Annotated in this window: 17 protein-coding genes and 1 tRNA gene; 10 read left to right on the top strand and 8 right to left on the bottom strand. The window is 35.8% G+C overall.

What is annotated here, in order from left to right; translation table 11 throughout:
* Positions 1 to 14: 14 nt before the first annotated feature.
* The 3 genes from V3Z67_RS03570 to V3Z67_RS03560 all read right to left on the bottom strand — a co-directional run bounded on the left by V3Z67_RS03570 (position 15) and on the right by V3Z67_RS03560 (position 2322).
* Positions 15 to 470, bottom strand: coding sequence for a hypothetical protein (locus V3Z67_RS03570; RefSeq protein WP_330442007.1), 456 nt, complete (start codon positions 468 to 470; stop codon positions 15 to 17).
* A gap of 138 nt (positions 471 to 608) precedes the next feature.
* Positions 609 to 1733 (bottom strand): molecular chaperone DnaJ, encoded by a 1125-nt coding sequence (gene dnaJ / locus V3Z67_RS03565; protein WP_330442006.1) that lies wholly within the window; start codon positions 1731 to 1733, stop codon positions 609 to 611.
* Between the two features lie 31 nt (positions 1734 to 1764).
* Entirely contained in the window at positions 1765 to 2322 is a 558-nt protein-coding gene (locus V3Z67_RS03560; protein ID WP_442902256.1) for a nucleotide exchange factor GrpE, read from the bottom strand.
* A 147-nt stretch (positions 2323 to 2469) separates the two neighbouring features.
* Between V3Z67_RS03560 and V3Z67_RS03555 the strand changes: the two genes are divergently transcribed.
* Positions 2470 to 3141 carry a YceI family protein gene (locus tag V3Z67_RS03555; protein WP_157482083.1) on the top strand — a complete coding sequence of 224 codons (672 nt, stop codon included), beginning with the start codon at positions 2470 to 2472 and terminating at the stop codon, positions 3139 to 3141.
* A gap of 49 nt (positions 3142 to 3190) precedes the next feature.
* Here the strand turns inward: V3Z67_RS03555 and V3Z67_RS03550 are convergent, their stop codons facing one another.
* Both V3Z67_RS03550 and V3Z67_RS03545 read right to left on the bottom strand, forming a co-directional pair.
* On the bottom strand, positions 3191 to 4099 hold the full coding sequence (locus V3Z67_RS03550) for a TIGR01777 family oxidoreductase (protein WP_330442004.1): 909 nt from the start codon (positions 4097 to 4099) through the stop codon (positions 3191 to 3193).
* A gap of 91 nt (positions 4100 to 4190) precedes the next feature.
* Positions 4191 to 4643 carry a DUF4442 domain-containing protein gene (locus V3Z67_RS03545; RefSeq protein ID WP_330442003.1) on the bottom strand — a complete coding sequence of 151 codons (453 nt, stop codon included), beginning with the start codon at positions 4641 to 4643 and terminating at the stop codon, positions 4191 to 4193.
* A gap of 156 nt (positions 4644 to 4799) precedes the next feature.
* Here V3Z67_RS03545 and V3Z67_RS03540 point away from each other — a divergent pair, with 156 nt between their 5' ends.
* The 6 genes from V3Z67_RS03540 to V3Z67_RS03515 all read left to right on the top strand — a co-directional run bounded on the left by V3Z67_RS03540 (position 4800) and on the right by V3Z67_RS03515 (position 9621).
* Positions 4800 to 5252 carry a DUF4870 domain-containing protein gene (locus V3Z67_RS03540; RefSeq protein WP_330442002.1) on the top strand — a complete coding sequence of 151 codons (453 nt, stop codon included), beginning with the start codon at positions 4800 to 4802 and terminating at the stop codon, positions 5250 to 5252.
* A gap of 91 nt (positions 5253 to 5343) precedes the next feature.
* Entirely contained in the window at positions 5344 to 5682 is a 339-nt protein-coding gene (locus V3Z67_RS03535) for a PadR family transcriptional regulator (protein ID WP_035130213.1), read from the top strand.
* Complete coding sequence (locus tag V3Z67_RS03530; RefSeq protein WP_330442001.1) at positions 5679 to 7382, top strand: PspC domain-containing protein; 1704 nt, start codon at positions 5679 to 5681, stop codon at positions 7380 to 7382. Before V3Z67_RS03535 ends, V3Z67_RS03530 begins: the two co-directional genes overlap by 4 nt.
* Positions 7383 to 7415: 33 nt before the next feature.
* Positions 7416 to 8138: a head GIN domain-containing protein gene (locus V3Z67_RS03525; protein WP_330442000.1), complete on the top strand. Its 723-nt coding sequence runs from the start codon at positions 7416 to 7418 to the stop codon at positions 8136 to 8138.
* Between the two features lie 84 nt (positions 8139 to 8222).
* On the top strand, positions 8223 to 8702 hold the full coding sequence (locus tag V3Z67_RS03520; RefSeq protein ID WP_330441999.1) for a nuclear transport factor 2 family protein: 480 nt from the start codon (positions 8223 to 8225) through the stop codon (positions 8700 to 8702).
* An 82-nt stretch (positions 8703 to 8784) separates the two neighbouring features.
* A complete protein-coding gene (locus V3Z67_RS03515; RefSeq protein WP_330441998.1) occupies positions 8785 to 9621 on the top strand; it encodes a GIN domain-containing protein in 837 nt (278 codons plus the stop codon).
* Between the two features lie 68 nt (positions 9622 to 9689).
* Here V3Z67_RS03515 and trxB read toward each other — a convergent pair whose 3' ends face one another.
* Positions 9690 to 10643 carry a thioredoxin-disulfide reductase gene (gene trxB / locus V3Z67_RS03510; RefSeq protein ID WP_330441997.1) on the bottom strand — a complete coding sequence of 318 codons (954 nt, stop codon included), beginning with the start codon at positions 10641 to 10643 and terminating at the stop codon, positions 9690 to 9692.
* A 162-nt stretch (positions 10644 to 10805) separates the two neighbouring features.
* On the opposite strand from trxB, the gene V3Z67_RS03505 reads away from it, so the two are divergent.
* A tRNA-Pro gene (locus tag V3Z67_RS03505) sits at positions 10806 to 10880 on the top strand.
* 197 nt (positions 10881 to 11077) lie between these two features.
* On the opposite strand, the gene V3Z67_RS03500 is transcribed toward V3Z67_RS03505, so the two are convergent.
* On the bottom strand, positions 11078 to 11443 hold the full coding sequence (locus V3Z67_RS03500) for a winged helix-turn-helix transcriptional regulator (RefSeq protein WP_330441996.1): 366 nt from the start codon (positions 11441 to 11443) through the stop codon (positions 11078 to 11080).
* Positions 11444 to 11556: 113 nt separating this feature from the next.
* On the opposite strand from V3Z67_RS03500, the gene V3Z67_RS03495 reads away from it, so the two are divergent.
* A complete protein-coding gene (locus V3Z67_RS03495; RefSeq protein WP_330441995.1) occupies positions 11557 to 12162 on the top strand; it encodes an FMN-dependent NADH-azoreductase in 606 nt (201 codons plus the stop codon).
* Positions 12163 to 12336: 174 nt separating this feature from the next.
* On the opposite strand, the gene V3Z67_RS03490 is transcribed toward V3Z67_RS03495, so the two are convergent.
* On the bottom strand, positions 12337 to 12945 hold the full coding sequence (locus V3Z67_RS03490) for a hypothetical protein (protein ID WP_330441994.1): 609 nt from the start codon (positions 12943 to 12945) through the stop codon (positions 12337 to 12339).
* Positions 12946 to 13172: 227 nt separating this feature from the next.
* On the opposite strand from V3Z67_RS03490, the gene V3Z67_RS03485 reads away from it, so the two are divergent.
* Complete coding sequence (locus V3Z67_RS03485) at positions 13173 to 13640, top strand: DinB family protein (RefSeq protein WP_330441993.1); 468 nt, start codon at positions 13173 to 13175, stop codon at positions 13638 to 13640.
* The last annotated feature ends 20 nt before the right edge of the window (positions 13641 to 13660 follow it).

The following is a 13660-nucleotide window of genomic DNA, read 5'->3' as shown; positions in this document are numbered from 1 at the left end:
TTTATATCTTATTATTACTCTGCACTTTCTTCTTCTGCAGAAGAATCGGTTTTAATACCTATCAGGATTTTATCATAAGAATCTGTGTAAAACAACAGGTTTCTTGTTTCAGGCAATCTACCGTCAAAATCATGCTGCATCAAATAGCAACTTACTTTATCAATCACTTCCTCATCATCAGGCACAATTACATAAAGGCTTATTTTTTGATCATCCTTTTCTATAAAACCTAAATTGATGTCGTATTTATTATCAAAAAGCCCTTTTAGGGTTTCGATAATATCTGCAGCTAATTTTTTATCGTCGTCAGAAAAGGTATAACCACCATTACCTATTTTTTTAAGTTCCATAGCCTGAAATGCCGACATTTCAACACCACAGTGTACTTTATTGGTTTTATCTTTTCCGCAACTTGTAAGGAATATTGCCGCACTAAGGACAAAAATTGATTTAATAATATTTTTCTTCATAATAAAACAGTATTTGATGCGTTATAAAGATAAATAAAAAAACCCACCCCTATTGGCATAAGGATGGGAAAAATTGCTATGAAAAAGAAAAATCCACTAGTTACCTAGTGAATTTCAAATATATAAATTTATCTTAAATTATGAAAACATATCTTTAACTTTTTCAAAAAAAGATTTATCTGATTTTTCGGGGCTAGGAGTAAAGTTTTCGTCAGTTAATGAATTTTCAAAAAACTGCTTTTGTTCTTTAGTCAGTTTTTTAGGTGTCCATACATTAACATGTACCAGTAAATCCCCACTTCCGTAGCTGTTTATACTAGGTACACCTTTACCTTTAAGCCTTAATATTTTACCCGACTGAATACCTTCTTCAAGCTTAATTCTAACCTTTCCGTTTACAGTATCTATATCTTTATTAGTACCTAAAGCTGCCTCTGCAAAACTAATATAAAGGTCCAAATGCAGGTTTTCACCTTCACGTTTTAATGTTTCGTGCTCTATTTCTTCAATAGCAACAATTAAATCACCAGGTATGCTGTTATTACCCGGTGCATCGTTACCCTTGCCCGAAACCTTAAGCTGCATACCATCTGCAACACCAGCAGGTATTTTGATTGATACTGTATCATCTTCCATTATCATACCCTGAGCATCGGCATGATTTGGTTTAGATTCAATAATCTGACCTGTACCGCCACATGAGTGACAACTCGAGGCAGTTTGCATTCTACCTAATATAGTATTGGTAACTTTCATTACCTGACCGGTACCATTACAGGTAGGACAGGTTTTAAAGCTAACTCCCTGTGCCTGTACTTTACGCTTAACCTTGATTTTCTTTTCTACACCGTTAGCAATTTCTTCAAGGGTAAGTTTTACTTTTATACGAAGGTTACTTCCTTTCATTCTGCGCTGGCCTCCGCCACCACCGAAACCGCCAAAGCCGCTAAAGCCTCCGCCGAAAGCACTTCCGAAGATATCGCCAAACTGACTGAATATGTCATCCATATTCATACCTCCGCCACCGCCAAAGCCGCCATTTTCAAAAGCAGCATGACCGTATTGATCGTAACGGGCTTTTTTATTAGGATCACTAAGAATCTCATAAGCCTCTGCAGCCAGTTTAAAGTTCTCTTCTGCCTCTTTGTTACCAGGGTTTTTGTCAGGGTGATACTCTATGGCCTTCTTTCGGTAAGCCTTTTTTATCTGCTCTGTAGTAGCAGTCCTTTCAATACTAAGTATTTCGTAATAATCTTTTTTCATCCTTGTGTTTGCTTTTTTCTGTTCCTTAAAATTAGTTACCTATAACCACTTTAGGGAAACGGATAATTTTTTCTCCAAGCTTGTAACCTTTTTCCACTACATCAACCACTTTCCCTTTAAGATCTTCACTTGGGGCAGGTATTTGAGTAATAGCCTCTGCATAATCAGCATTAAAATCGTCACCAATTTTAATATCAACTAATTCAAGACCTTTAGATACTAACGTATCTTTAAGCTTATTATGTATAAGCTCTACTCCTTTTAGCATAACCTCATCCTCAGTTTTTGAAATTTGAGCCATTGCCCTGTCAAAATCGTCAAGTACTGGCAACATAGCCTGTAGTACTTCCTGATTGGCAGTTTTAAAAAGATCAATTCTTTCTTTAGATGTTCTTTTTTTATAGTTTTCAAATTCTGCAAACAGTCTTAAAAACTTATCTTTTTCTTTAGCCAGCTCTTCCTTAAGTTTTTCTTCCTGAGTCAACTCTTCGGCAGATGCAATACCTTCATTTACTGTTTCTTCACTCTCATTAATCACATTTTCCTGTGTTAAATCTTTTTCAGCATTTTCTGAATTTTCCTGGCTCATATTTTTGAATATTTTCTTAAACATTATTATATAGTTCAAAACCGAGTGCAAATGTATTGCCAAATAGATATAAATGTCAAATTGTCACATTTATTTTTTACGGAATTTGTTTAGATTTGTGTCAATTATTCATCTAAATAAAATAATATGAAAAACAAGTTTACCCTACTTATGTTGTGTGCTTCACTTGCTTTAACTGTATCTTGTAAAAAAGACAATACAGATAACGCTGAAACAACAGAAGCAGTTGAAGCTAAAGAAGCTACTGCAGAAGCCGTAAAATACAATGTTAACACCGAAGAGTCTGTGATTGACTGGACAGGTTCTAAACCAACAGGAAAACACACAGGTACTATTAAAATCAGTGAAGGTGAGTTTGCTGTAAAAAATGATTCTGTAGAGTCTGGTAAATTTACTTTAGACATGAACTCTATCACTGTAACCGATCTTGAGGCTGGTAACGGTAAAGAGGATCTTGAAGGACACCTTAAAGGTTTAGGTAAAGAAGAAACTGCAGACCACTTTTTTAACGTAAACAAATACCCTACAGGTACTTTTGAAATTACAGGTATCACTCAGGAAGAAGGCAAAACTATGGTAGAAGGTAACCTTACACTTAAGGAAACTACTAAAAACATTAAGTTCCCTGCAACTATTACTGTTACTCCGGAGGCTGTTACTCTTGTAAGCGAAAGCTTTAAAATTGACAGAACTTTATGGAAAGTAAACTACTCATCTAAAAGTATATTTGACAACCTTGGTGACAAATATGTAGATGATGAAATTGAAATTAAAGTAAATGTAAAAGCTGCTAAATAATAGCTTTTATCATTAAAAATAAAAACCTCCTGTTTCGCAGGAGGTTTTTTTATTTCACTAGCTCATTAGCTATTGCTTTTTCAAGCGAAAGGAATTTAAACTGATACCCTGTCGCTATTATTTTTTTTGCGCTGACATTCTGACTTGTAAACATTAACATACTCATATCTCCCAGCATCATTTTCATTACAAACTTAGGCACATTAGGCATAAAATATGGTTTCTTTAAAACCTTGGCAACACATTTAACCAAATCATTTTGGCTAACAGGATAAGGCGCCACAGCATTAAACACACCTTCCATTTCATTATTCAATACATAGAAAAATATCTCTACTAAATCCTCTATATGAATCCAGGATTGTATTTGTTTGCCTGAACCAAATGCTGAGCCTACACCATAACTAACAGGTTTTGCCAGTTCTGCAAGCATACCTCCTTTAGATGAAAGCACAAGGCCTATTCTTATTTTGGCTACTCTTATTTCTAGCTCTTTGATTTTGTCTACTACTTCTTCCCATTTCTCAACTACCTTTCCAACAAAAGAATCATCCACAACTGTATTATCTTCAGAGTAAACCTCATCCATACTATCAGGATATATCCCTATTGCCGATGCACTTATAAACTGATGTACATTATTCTCCTTACTCTTAAGTAGATTATAGAGCATGTTTGTAGTTACAATTCTGCTGTTTAGTATTTCTTTTTTATAACTGTCCGTCCAACGTTTAGCGATAGGAGCACCTGCAAGGTGAATTATAACATCAACTCCATTAATACAATCTTCATCTATAACTCCTTTTTCAGGATTCCAATAAAACCCTGTATAAGAATCATCTTTTCTTATTTTGCTTTTTGATGTGGTAAGATAGTTTATTTGAATACCTCTGTTAAGCAGTAAAGAAACCAGTTCGTTCCCTACTAGCCCGGTAGCACCGGTTATCAAAACTCTCATAGTTGCTTTTTTAACAAAGTTAAAACCTGAATATTTAAATAAAAGTTAAACAATAAGCTTTAACTGAAATTTGTGATTTTATCCTTACAAATTATTTAACCTTAATACTCCATTCAAACTCCATTTCAGAGACCTGATCTCCCGCCTCATCTACCCCTATTGACTTCATCCAGAAGGTTTGCCCCTCTCCTGTTTCAATAGCTTTATGGATCATTTCTTCAATAAGGTTACCATCATTACTCGTAAAAGTTATGAGTCCTTTAGCCTTTTTGGTAAAGTTCCCTTTATTGTTTGCTACGAGCATTGATATTTTTTTACCGCTATTTTGTATATGATACATAACCAGAGCACCTGTAGTTAATTCGGCAGCCATAGCCTGAACAGCAAAATACATGGAGTTAAACGGATTTTGGTTCATCCAGCGGTGCCTTACTTTTACAATGCACTGCTCTTTTGTAATGTGTTTTACCCGCACTCCGCATAAGTAGGCCGAAGGTAATTTTACCATTAAAAAGGTATTGAGTTTAGTTGGTGTGAAGTTCATAGTAGTTGGTTTACATGCGAATATAACAATTAAATAGTGAATATTATATCTTTTTTAATTTGTTAAAATTATGTTAATTTTAGGTACTTTGTATTGCATAATACCTTTTTTAAACCATATATTTGCATAGAATATTAATAGATATACCCATATACTATGGAAACCACAGCAAACCGTAACACAGCCATATTAATGCAACTTAGCGCATATACACAGTATTTTATACCGTTTGGAAACTTTATATTCCCTACATTAATATGGAGCCTTAAAAAGCAGGATTCAAAATTTGTAGACTATAATGGTAAACAAATAATAAACTTCCAGCTTAGTCTTTTTTTATATTCATTACTACTTATCATTATAGCCATACCACTTTTACTATATACTACACTAAGTGATTTGAGCTTTAATGCTGTTAATGAGTTTCATTTTGTACACGAACAGTTTAGTGCCGAGAAAATAACAGGCATTGCAACCATAGCTATATTAGCCGTACTGATCCTGATAGCAATGAAAGTTTTGGAATTCTTTTTAATAATGTATGCATCAGTAAGAAACAGTAACGGAGAAAATTACAATTACCCTTTAACAATAAAATTTATTAAATAAACAAATCAGCCAACCCTATTTCAATCATCAATCAAATCATCATCAATCATCAATCAAAAAATGAACAGTTCAATTAAAACACAGGAGTCTTATGAACATTGAAAACACAAAGGCGCAAATGCGTAAAGGGGTATTGGAATTTTGCATCCTTTCCATTTTAAAAGAGAAAGATGCCTACACATCAGAAATTCTTGATACCTTAAAAAACGCAAAGATGCTGGTGGTAGAGGGTACAGTTTACCCTTTGCTTACCAGGCTTAAAAACGACGGTCTTCTAAGCTATCGCTGGGAAGAATCAACATCGGGGCCACCAAGAAAATACTATGGCTTAACCGATGAAGGTAAAGAATTTTTAAAAGAACTAAGTATCACCTGGACAGAATTGTCCGACGCAGTAAACGTAATCACAAGTCAAAACTCACAGTCATGAACAGAACAGTAAGTATAAATTTAGGAGGCTTTTTCTTTCATATAGACGAAGATGCCTATCAAAAACTAAATCGTTATTTTGATGCTATCAAACGATCTCTGTCTCCGGACGGCAAAGAAGAGATCATGAATGATATTGAAGCCAGAATTGCGGAGCTTTTGTCTGACAAGATCAAAAACGATAAACAGGTTGTAGGTACCAGAGAAATCGACGAAGTTATTGCCATTATGGGGCAACCGGAAGATTATAAAATTGACGAAGACACTACAGCAGACTCTTCATCATCTTATTCCGGTAGCACTTACTACAATCCGGAACACCGAACAAGGAAGTTTTACCGTGACGGAGAATCAAGTATTATTGCGGGTGTATGTGCGGGTATTGGACATTACTTCAGGATAGATCCTTTATGGGTAAGGATAATCTTTATTATTTCACCATTTATTTCATTTGGTACCAGCTTACTGGTTTATATCCTGCTTTGGATACTTATACCAAAAGCCATTACCACTACCGAAAAACTTGAAATGAAAGGCGAACAGATAAACATCTCCAATATAGAAAAAAAGGTTCGTGAGGAAATAGACAGTATTTCCTCAAAACTTCAAAATGTAGACTACAACAAATTGGGAAACGACGCAAAAACCGGAGCCGAAAGAATAGGTAACGGCATAGGCAGTGTATTCATGGCTATTTTTAAAGCTATCTCTAAAGTAATTGGGGCTATAATACTTATATTTTCAGCCACAACTCTTGGAGGACTTATAATATTCTTCTTTACAGTTTTATTTACATCAGCCGTACCAGGCGGACCATGGCATGATGTTATGAACTTTGCCAATTATACCGAAGTCCCATTATGGATTTTAGCCTTAATTGGGTTACTAACTATAGGCATACCGTTTTTCTTCCTATTCCTTTTAGGTCTTAAAATACTGGTAGAAAACCCTAAACCTGTAGGCAATGTTACTAAATATAGCTTATTAGGAATATGGTTGATTTCAATTGCTTTCTCAATCTACCTGGGCATCAGGCAGGCTACCGAAGTAGCTTATGACGGTAAAGTAATGAAAAAGGAACAGATACTGATTAGCCCTACAGATACATTAAATATAAAGTTCAGCTATAATGAATTTTATGCAAAAACTGTAGACCGCAATACTGATTTCAGGATTACACAAGACACAACAGGCAATAACCTGATATTCTCAAACAGCATACAGTTATTCTTTATGAAAACCGATGCCGATACTCCATATATACAAGTTGAAAAAGTAGCCGAAGGGGGTACTATAAGCGACGCTAGGAAAAGAGCCGAAAAAATAAACTATAATTTTGATTTAGAAGGAAATAAATTAACTTTAGACAATTATTTGGTTACCGATTTGAAAAACAAATTCAGGAGTCAAAGAGTTAAGGTTTATGTATACCTACCGGAAGGCACTGTTATAAATGCTGACAAAAGTATTAGGCACTACCACAGGAGTGATTACTCATTGTACATTCCTTATAATGACGAAAGCCACATATACCAGCTAAATGGTGATGATCTTGATTGTCTTGACTGCCCGGCAGAGGAAATGGAAGATGAAGAAATGGAAGAAAACAACCTTGAGGCACATGGTCATATAAAAGTATCTGAGGGTAATACCAATATTAGTATCCAGATAAAAGACAAGCAAAAAGATACAATCAATTAAAAACAATAAGTTAAACCAGCTAAAACCAAAATCATGACAAAAATTATAACTCATATCACAAAAGCCGTAATAGCCATAGTGACCGCTTTATTATTCTCATCCTGCGGATTTGGGATAAACGGAGACGGAAACGTAGTAACCACCGAAAGGAATGCCGACGGTAATTTTACATCGGTATCAGGGAACCGCGGACTTGAAGTTGTTATTGAACAAGGGAACCCAAAAAAAATAACTGTTGAAGCCGACGAAAATTTGCAGGAACACATATCTACAAAAATTGAAGGTAGCGAACTTGTTATCACAACCGACGTAGGTATACAAAAAGCAACCTCAAAAAAGGTTATAGTTACCATGCCGGTTATAGAAAGAATAGCTTCATCATCGGGTGCTAATATTATTAGCAAAAACACTATTAAAAGTGAAAACCTGGGTTTATCTTCCAGCAGTGGCAGTCAACTTGAAGTAAGTGCAGAAGCTGTAAATGTAAGAGCCGAATCTAGTAGCGGAAGCTCCCTTAAAGTAAAAGGAAAAGCTCAAAAACTGGAAGCAGATGCTTCCAGCGGAAGTAATATTAATGCAAAGGACTTAGCAGTAAACGCAGCCAACGCCGAAGCTTCAAGTGGTAGTACAGTTTTGGTTAACACAAGTAACAGCCTTGATGCCGAAGCATCAAGCGGAGGATCGGTATTATTTGCAGGAAATCCTGCAACAGTAAATAAAAACACTTCTTCGGGGGGCACTGTAAAACAGGATTAACCTCCCGGCCATTTCTAAAAAACACTGCTGACCACAGTGTTTTTTTTATTTTATCATCAATCATCAATCAAAAAACTATCAGTCATGAAAAAATTAATTATTCTTATTGCTGCATTAACAACAGGCATTGTTACTGGTCAGGACAAATTCCCGGAAACACAAAAAGAACTCGAAGCTAAAATAATTACCTTAGACAGCCTTGCGTTTGAAGCCTACAACACCTGCGACCTTGAAAAATCGAGAACTTTTTTTACAGACGATGTAGAATTTTACCACGACAAGGGAGGTATTAGTAAAGGCTGTGATAAACTGATGGAAAGCATACGTAAAAACATTTGCAACGGTTCACAAAAAATACTGCGTAAACCTGTACTAAGCACCTTTGAGGTACACCCTATGGTTGGGTACGGAGCTATACTTAGTGGTGACCACGAGTTCTATATTGTAGAAAACGGTGTGGAAAGAAAAACCGGAACGGCAAAATTTACTCACTTGTGGCTTTTGGAAAACGGAAAGTGGAAAATGTCACGCATACTCAGTTACAATCATAAACCAGCAGAATAATTTTATCGTTTACTACGTTATAACACCGATTACCGCCGGTGTTTTTTTATATATTTGCTACAAACCGTTTCTAAATAATAATATGAAAAAGTTTATAGTAATCGTATTCTCAGTACTGCTTAGCACAGCAGCTTTCGCACAGCGCAAAGACAAAATAAAAGGAACCAAAAATGTTACCGTTTCCCAAAGGGAAGTAACAGCTTTTGAAAATATTGAAGTGGAAGATAACGTTGAAATCTTTCTTGTTAAAGGTGCCGGAGAAGGTATTGAGATTGAAGCTGATGACAACCTGCACGAAGTTATCCAAACAGATGTAAACGGAAGTACACTAAGGATTTACACTTCTAAAGACGTTACCCGTTTTGAAAAATTTATTATTAGGGTGACCTATACCGAAAATCTTAAAAGTGTAACGGGAAGGCACGAAACTGTTATTAATGCCCTTGCCGACCTTGAAGTAGATACTATCACCGTTAAAAACTTTGATTACTCTAAATCCTACCTAAACGTAAAGGCATCTAACTTTAGTTTATATCTAAACGACAAAACGAAAGCCGAAATAAACTATAAAGGAAATGACTGTGTTTTTGAGTTAAGCAAAAAAGCTACTCTTAAGGCACTGGTTGCCGCATCAAACTCTTCTAAGTTTGATCTGTACCAGGAAAGTGAGGCAGTTATAGAAGGTGATGCATTAAACGCCCTGTTAAGAGTAGACAATAGTGCATCGTTTACCGGGGCTAAATTTACGGTTAAAAACCTTGAACTGGTTGCCGAAGGATATTCAAACACAAACGTTATGGCAGCCGAAACAGCTGTAATCACCGCCAAAGGAAAAGCCGAAATAGGCTTTTACGGAGATGCTAAAATAGAGCTTAAAACTTTTGCCGACAGTGCCTCTATTTACAAGAGAGAACTATAAAAGTAAACATCTATAAAACAAAAAAGCAGTGCAATAGCACTGCTTTTTTTATATCATTATGACAAATATTAATGATTATCAAGTGTTGCAAGGTAACGCTCGGCATCAAGAGCCGCCATACAACCAGAACCGGCTGCTGTAATAGCCTGTCGGTACTCTTTATCCTGAACATCTCCGGAAGCAAATACACCCGGTAAGTTTGTTTTGGTAGATTTACCCTGAGTGATAAGGTAACCTGTTTCATCCATATCAAGCTGACCTTTAAAAATATCAGTGTTTGGTTTATGACCAATAGCAATAAATAAACCTGTTACAGGGATTTCTGTTTTCTCACCTGTTTGGTTATTTACTGTTCTTAAACCTTCAACAACCTGCTCACCTAGCACCTCATCAACTTCAGTATTATAAAGTACGGTTAGGTTAGGTGTGTTTTCTACACGGTGTTGCATTGCTTTAGAAGCTCTCATGAAATCTTTTCTTACAAGCATCGTAACATTTTTACAGATGTTTGCAAGGTAAGTAGCCTCTTCGGCAGCAGTATCCCCTGCCCCTACGATAGCCACATCCTGGCCTCTGTAAAAGAAACCGTCACAAACCGCACAGGCAGAAACTCCACCACCTCTAAGTCGTTGCTCACTTGGTAACCCAAGATATTTAGCCGTAGCTCCTGTAGATATAATTACAGTTTGCGCATGCACTTCTTTATTATTATCAATAGTGGCTTTATGCCATCCGCCGTGTTCTTTACTAAGTTCAATAGCGGTAACCATCCCTATACGTACTTCTGTACCAAAACGCTCAGCCTGCTGTTGCAGCTGCACCATCATGGTAGGTCCATCAATACCTTCAGGGTATCCCGGAAAATTATCAACTTCGGTAGTTGTGGTTAACTGACCTCCAGGCTCCATACCTGTATATATAACCGGACTCATATCTGCCCTTGCAGCATAAATAGCCGCAGTGTAACCTGCAGGACCTGAACCGATGATAAGACATTTTATTTTTTCGATAGAATCAGACATAGTTTTAACTGTTAGTTTTAATTCAAAGAGTTGCAAATGTAAGTTTTAATTAAAAAAATAACTACACTTATATATCAGATTTGACTATGCAAAAATAAATTTTTGCTATAGGCTTTGAAAATTGATTTTTAGTAGTATATTTGCAACCTCTTAACGGAGAAACGGGGTGTAGCGTAGCCCGGTCATCGCGCCTGGTTTGGGACCAGGAGGTCGCAGGTTCGAATCCTGCCACCCCGACAAAAAAGCTTCAGTGAAAACTGGAGCTTTTTTATTTTAATCACCTTACAAAATGTATACAGTATATATAATCTACAGCTTGTCTAAATCCAAATTATGCATTGGTCAGACAAATAATATTGACGACAGGATGTAACGATGTAACCATAGAAATACATTATGATGGCGACATAGACAGTAAATATTATATGTTTTATTTAAATTTTACCTTTTACCTTGTTTCTGTGATTCTCACCCCAATTACTCAATTCAGCCAGTATATTTTTCAGTGTATGACTATAGTCTGTAGCTTCATAAATAATGGTAACCGGAGTTGTTGGATACACATTACGCTTAATCAGAAAATTTAATTCGAGATCTTTCAGTTCATTAGCCAATACTTTTGGCGAAATGCCTTTTATTTCCTTCTGAATTTCATTAAAGCGTTTTGAAGAATGCATAAGACAAAGCACTAATGGCAATTTCCACTTTCCATTTAAAACATATATAGCATCAAAAACGTTTTTGAGCGACCCTGCACATTCTTCTTTCGTTGGAAGTACTTTATTTTCAATTGTTTCCATAGAGCAAAGATAGTAACTTCCCTAAAAGTAACCGCTTTCCATTAGGTAACTACTATCTTTTACATACCTCCAAACCATACCTTTGCTATTAAATACAAATCATTTTTACACTTATGAAACAAATTCTCCATATTAAATCAAGCCTGATGGGTAAACAGTCATATAGTATTAAGTTAGGAGATACTATAGTGAAACAAATTCAGGATAAATACCCCGGAAGTACTATTGAAGAATTAAACCTTGTAGAGCTTGGACTACCACACCTCACTCCGGAAGTACTAGGCGCTTTCTTTACTCCTGAAGAGCAAATGACTGAAAATGACCGAAAATCTATTAGCCTCTCAGACCAACTGGTTGAACAATTAATGAAAGCTGACATTATTGTAATGGGCGCTCCGCTTATCAACTTTACAATTCCCTCATCTCTAAAATCATGGATTGACCATATTACCAGAGCCGGAGTCACTTTTGGATATGGGGAAGACGGCCGCCCTGTTGGAAAGGTAACCGGTAAAAAAGTATATGTAGCCATGGCATCCGGTGGCATCTATTCAGAAGGTCCGGGAAAAGTTAATGATTTTGTTGCCCCTTACCTGAAAGCTTTCCTTGGCTTCTTGGGGATGACAAACCTTACAGTATTCCGAGCCGAAGGTCTTAAAGTTCCCGGAATTAAGGAAATAGCTATGGAAAAAGCTATTGCAGATATTACAATTGACTAATTAAATTATCTTAAATCAGGTTTAAATGTTGGATAGATTTCGCTATATCACGGAACACGTAACCATAACCTTTGCAAACCTACAACTTATTGATATAAAAAATTTTGTAATAACCTAGAGCCTTTCTGCCATACCAACAAAAAGTTCCAGTTTTCAATGGAGCTTTTTGTTATTTTATTCTTTTTTAAACGCCTTACTGTTCAGTAACTGTTTCGCTTTATTTTTAACGCCTTTCCCTGCTCCACATTGAAATAATTCCTTCACAATTTCTTTAGAAACATCTTTATGATCTAAAATCAGCTCCTGAAGTTTTTTATGGTTAGAGGCCATAATGCTTTCCGTAACCTCTTTTGTTAAACCATTCGCTAACAAATCTTGTCTTATAGCCTCATTAGGTTCATCCACAATACCCGGTTTTAATAAAATCCGAGTATCACTATATGGTTTTAAAGTAAATAGTAAATCATTTAGCTTTTCTACTAATTCCAGTCGGTTTTGGGTTATAAACTCCAGTTCTGGAGCTTCCCAAACACCTTCATACTCAATTGTATTTTTTTTGCTGTTAAATTTTGGCAATAGTAAAACAACCTGCAGTTGGTATGCGCCGTTAATATCGGCTTCCGGTTGCCAGCATACATCAATAGCTTTTAATCGTGTTGATGAATTTACCAGCAGTAAACTACCTGCAAATTCATGTATAGTTTCATACGTCGGATCTGTTTCGGTCAACAAATTCCACTCTACTGTCCAGCCTGATGGTATTTTTAACGGTTGAAGATTCATTTATAAAAATTGATTGATAAAATATTTTATATCTCTATTTTTTGCTATTACAGGAAAAGATATGAGAAACATAACAAAATAAATAGCGATAATTAATCATTCTGCTTCTAAAAATAAAAAACTACAATGGAAACCTGAACTTTTTATTTTATTGTTTTTAAACTTCTGCTAATATTTTAATTTTACCACAGCTCTCATAAACACCTTACATATTTAAACCATCCAAAATGACACTTAACGAAATTATTATCAATCACCTGGAACAAATAAGACGAAGGAGTATTATTCTTTGGGAAAGCCTTCCTAAAGAATATTACAACTGGAAACCTGATAATGATGCCATGACAGCAATAGAATTAATACGCCATGTATTACAGGCTGATTACGGATGGAACATAATAATTAATCAGGGAGACATGACAAACTATACCACACCATGGGAAAATCTTCCTTACACAAGTGTACAGGATGAACTGGAATTTGCATCACCTCATCGCCAAACGTTTTTAGACAGCATTAAAAAGTTTACCCAAAAAGAACTTGAAGAAACACAAATAACGCATCCCGGTAACGGCAAAAAAAAGAATCTTGCCGCATATTTGCTTCGCATAGGTTATCATGAATCTGTTCACGCCGGCCAGTTTCTTTCCTATTTAAGAGCAATGGGTATAGATCGTCCTTTTATATGGGATTAAACTAATCTTTACTATTTTTG

The organism is Flavobacterium sp. C4GT6 (assembly GCF_036347315.1).
GTDB lineage: Bacteria > Bacteroidota > Bacteroidia > Flavobacteriales > Flavobacteriaceae > Flavobacterium.
This window is presented reverse-complemented; position numbering and strand designations above follow the sequence as displayed.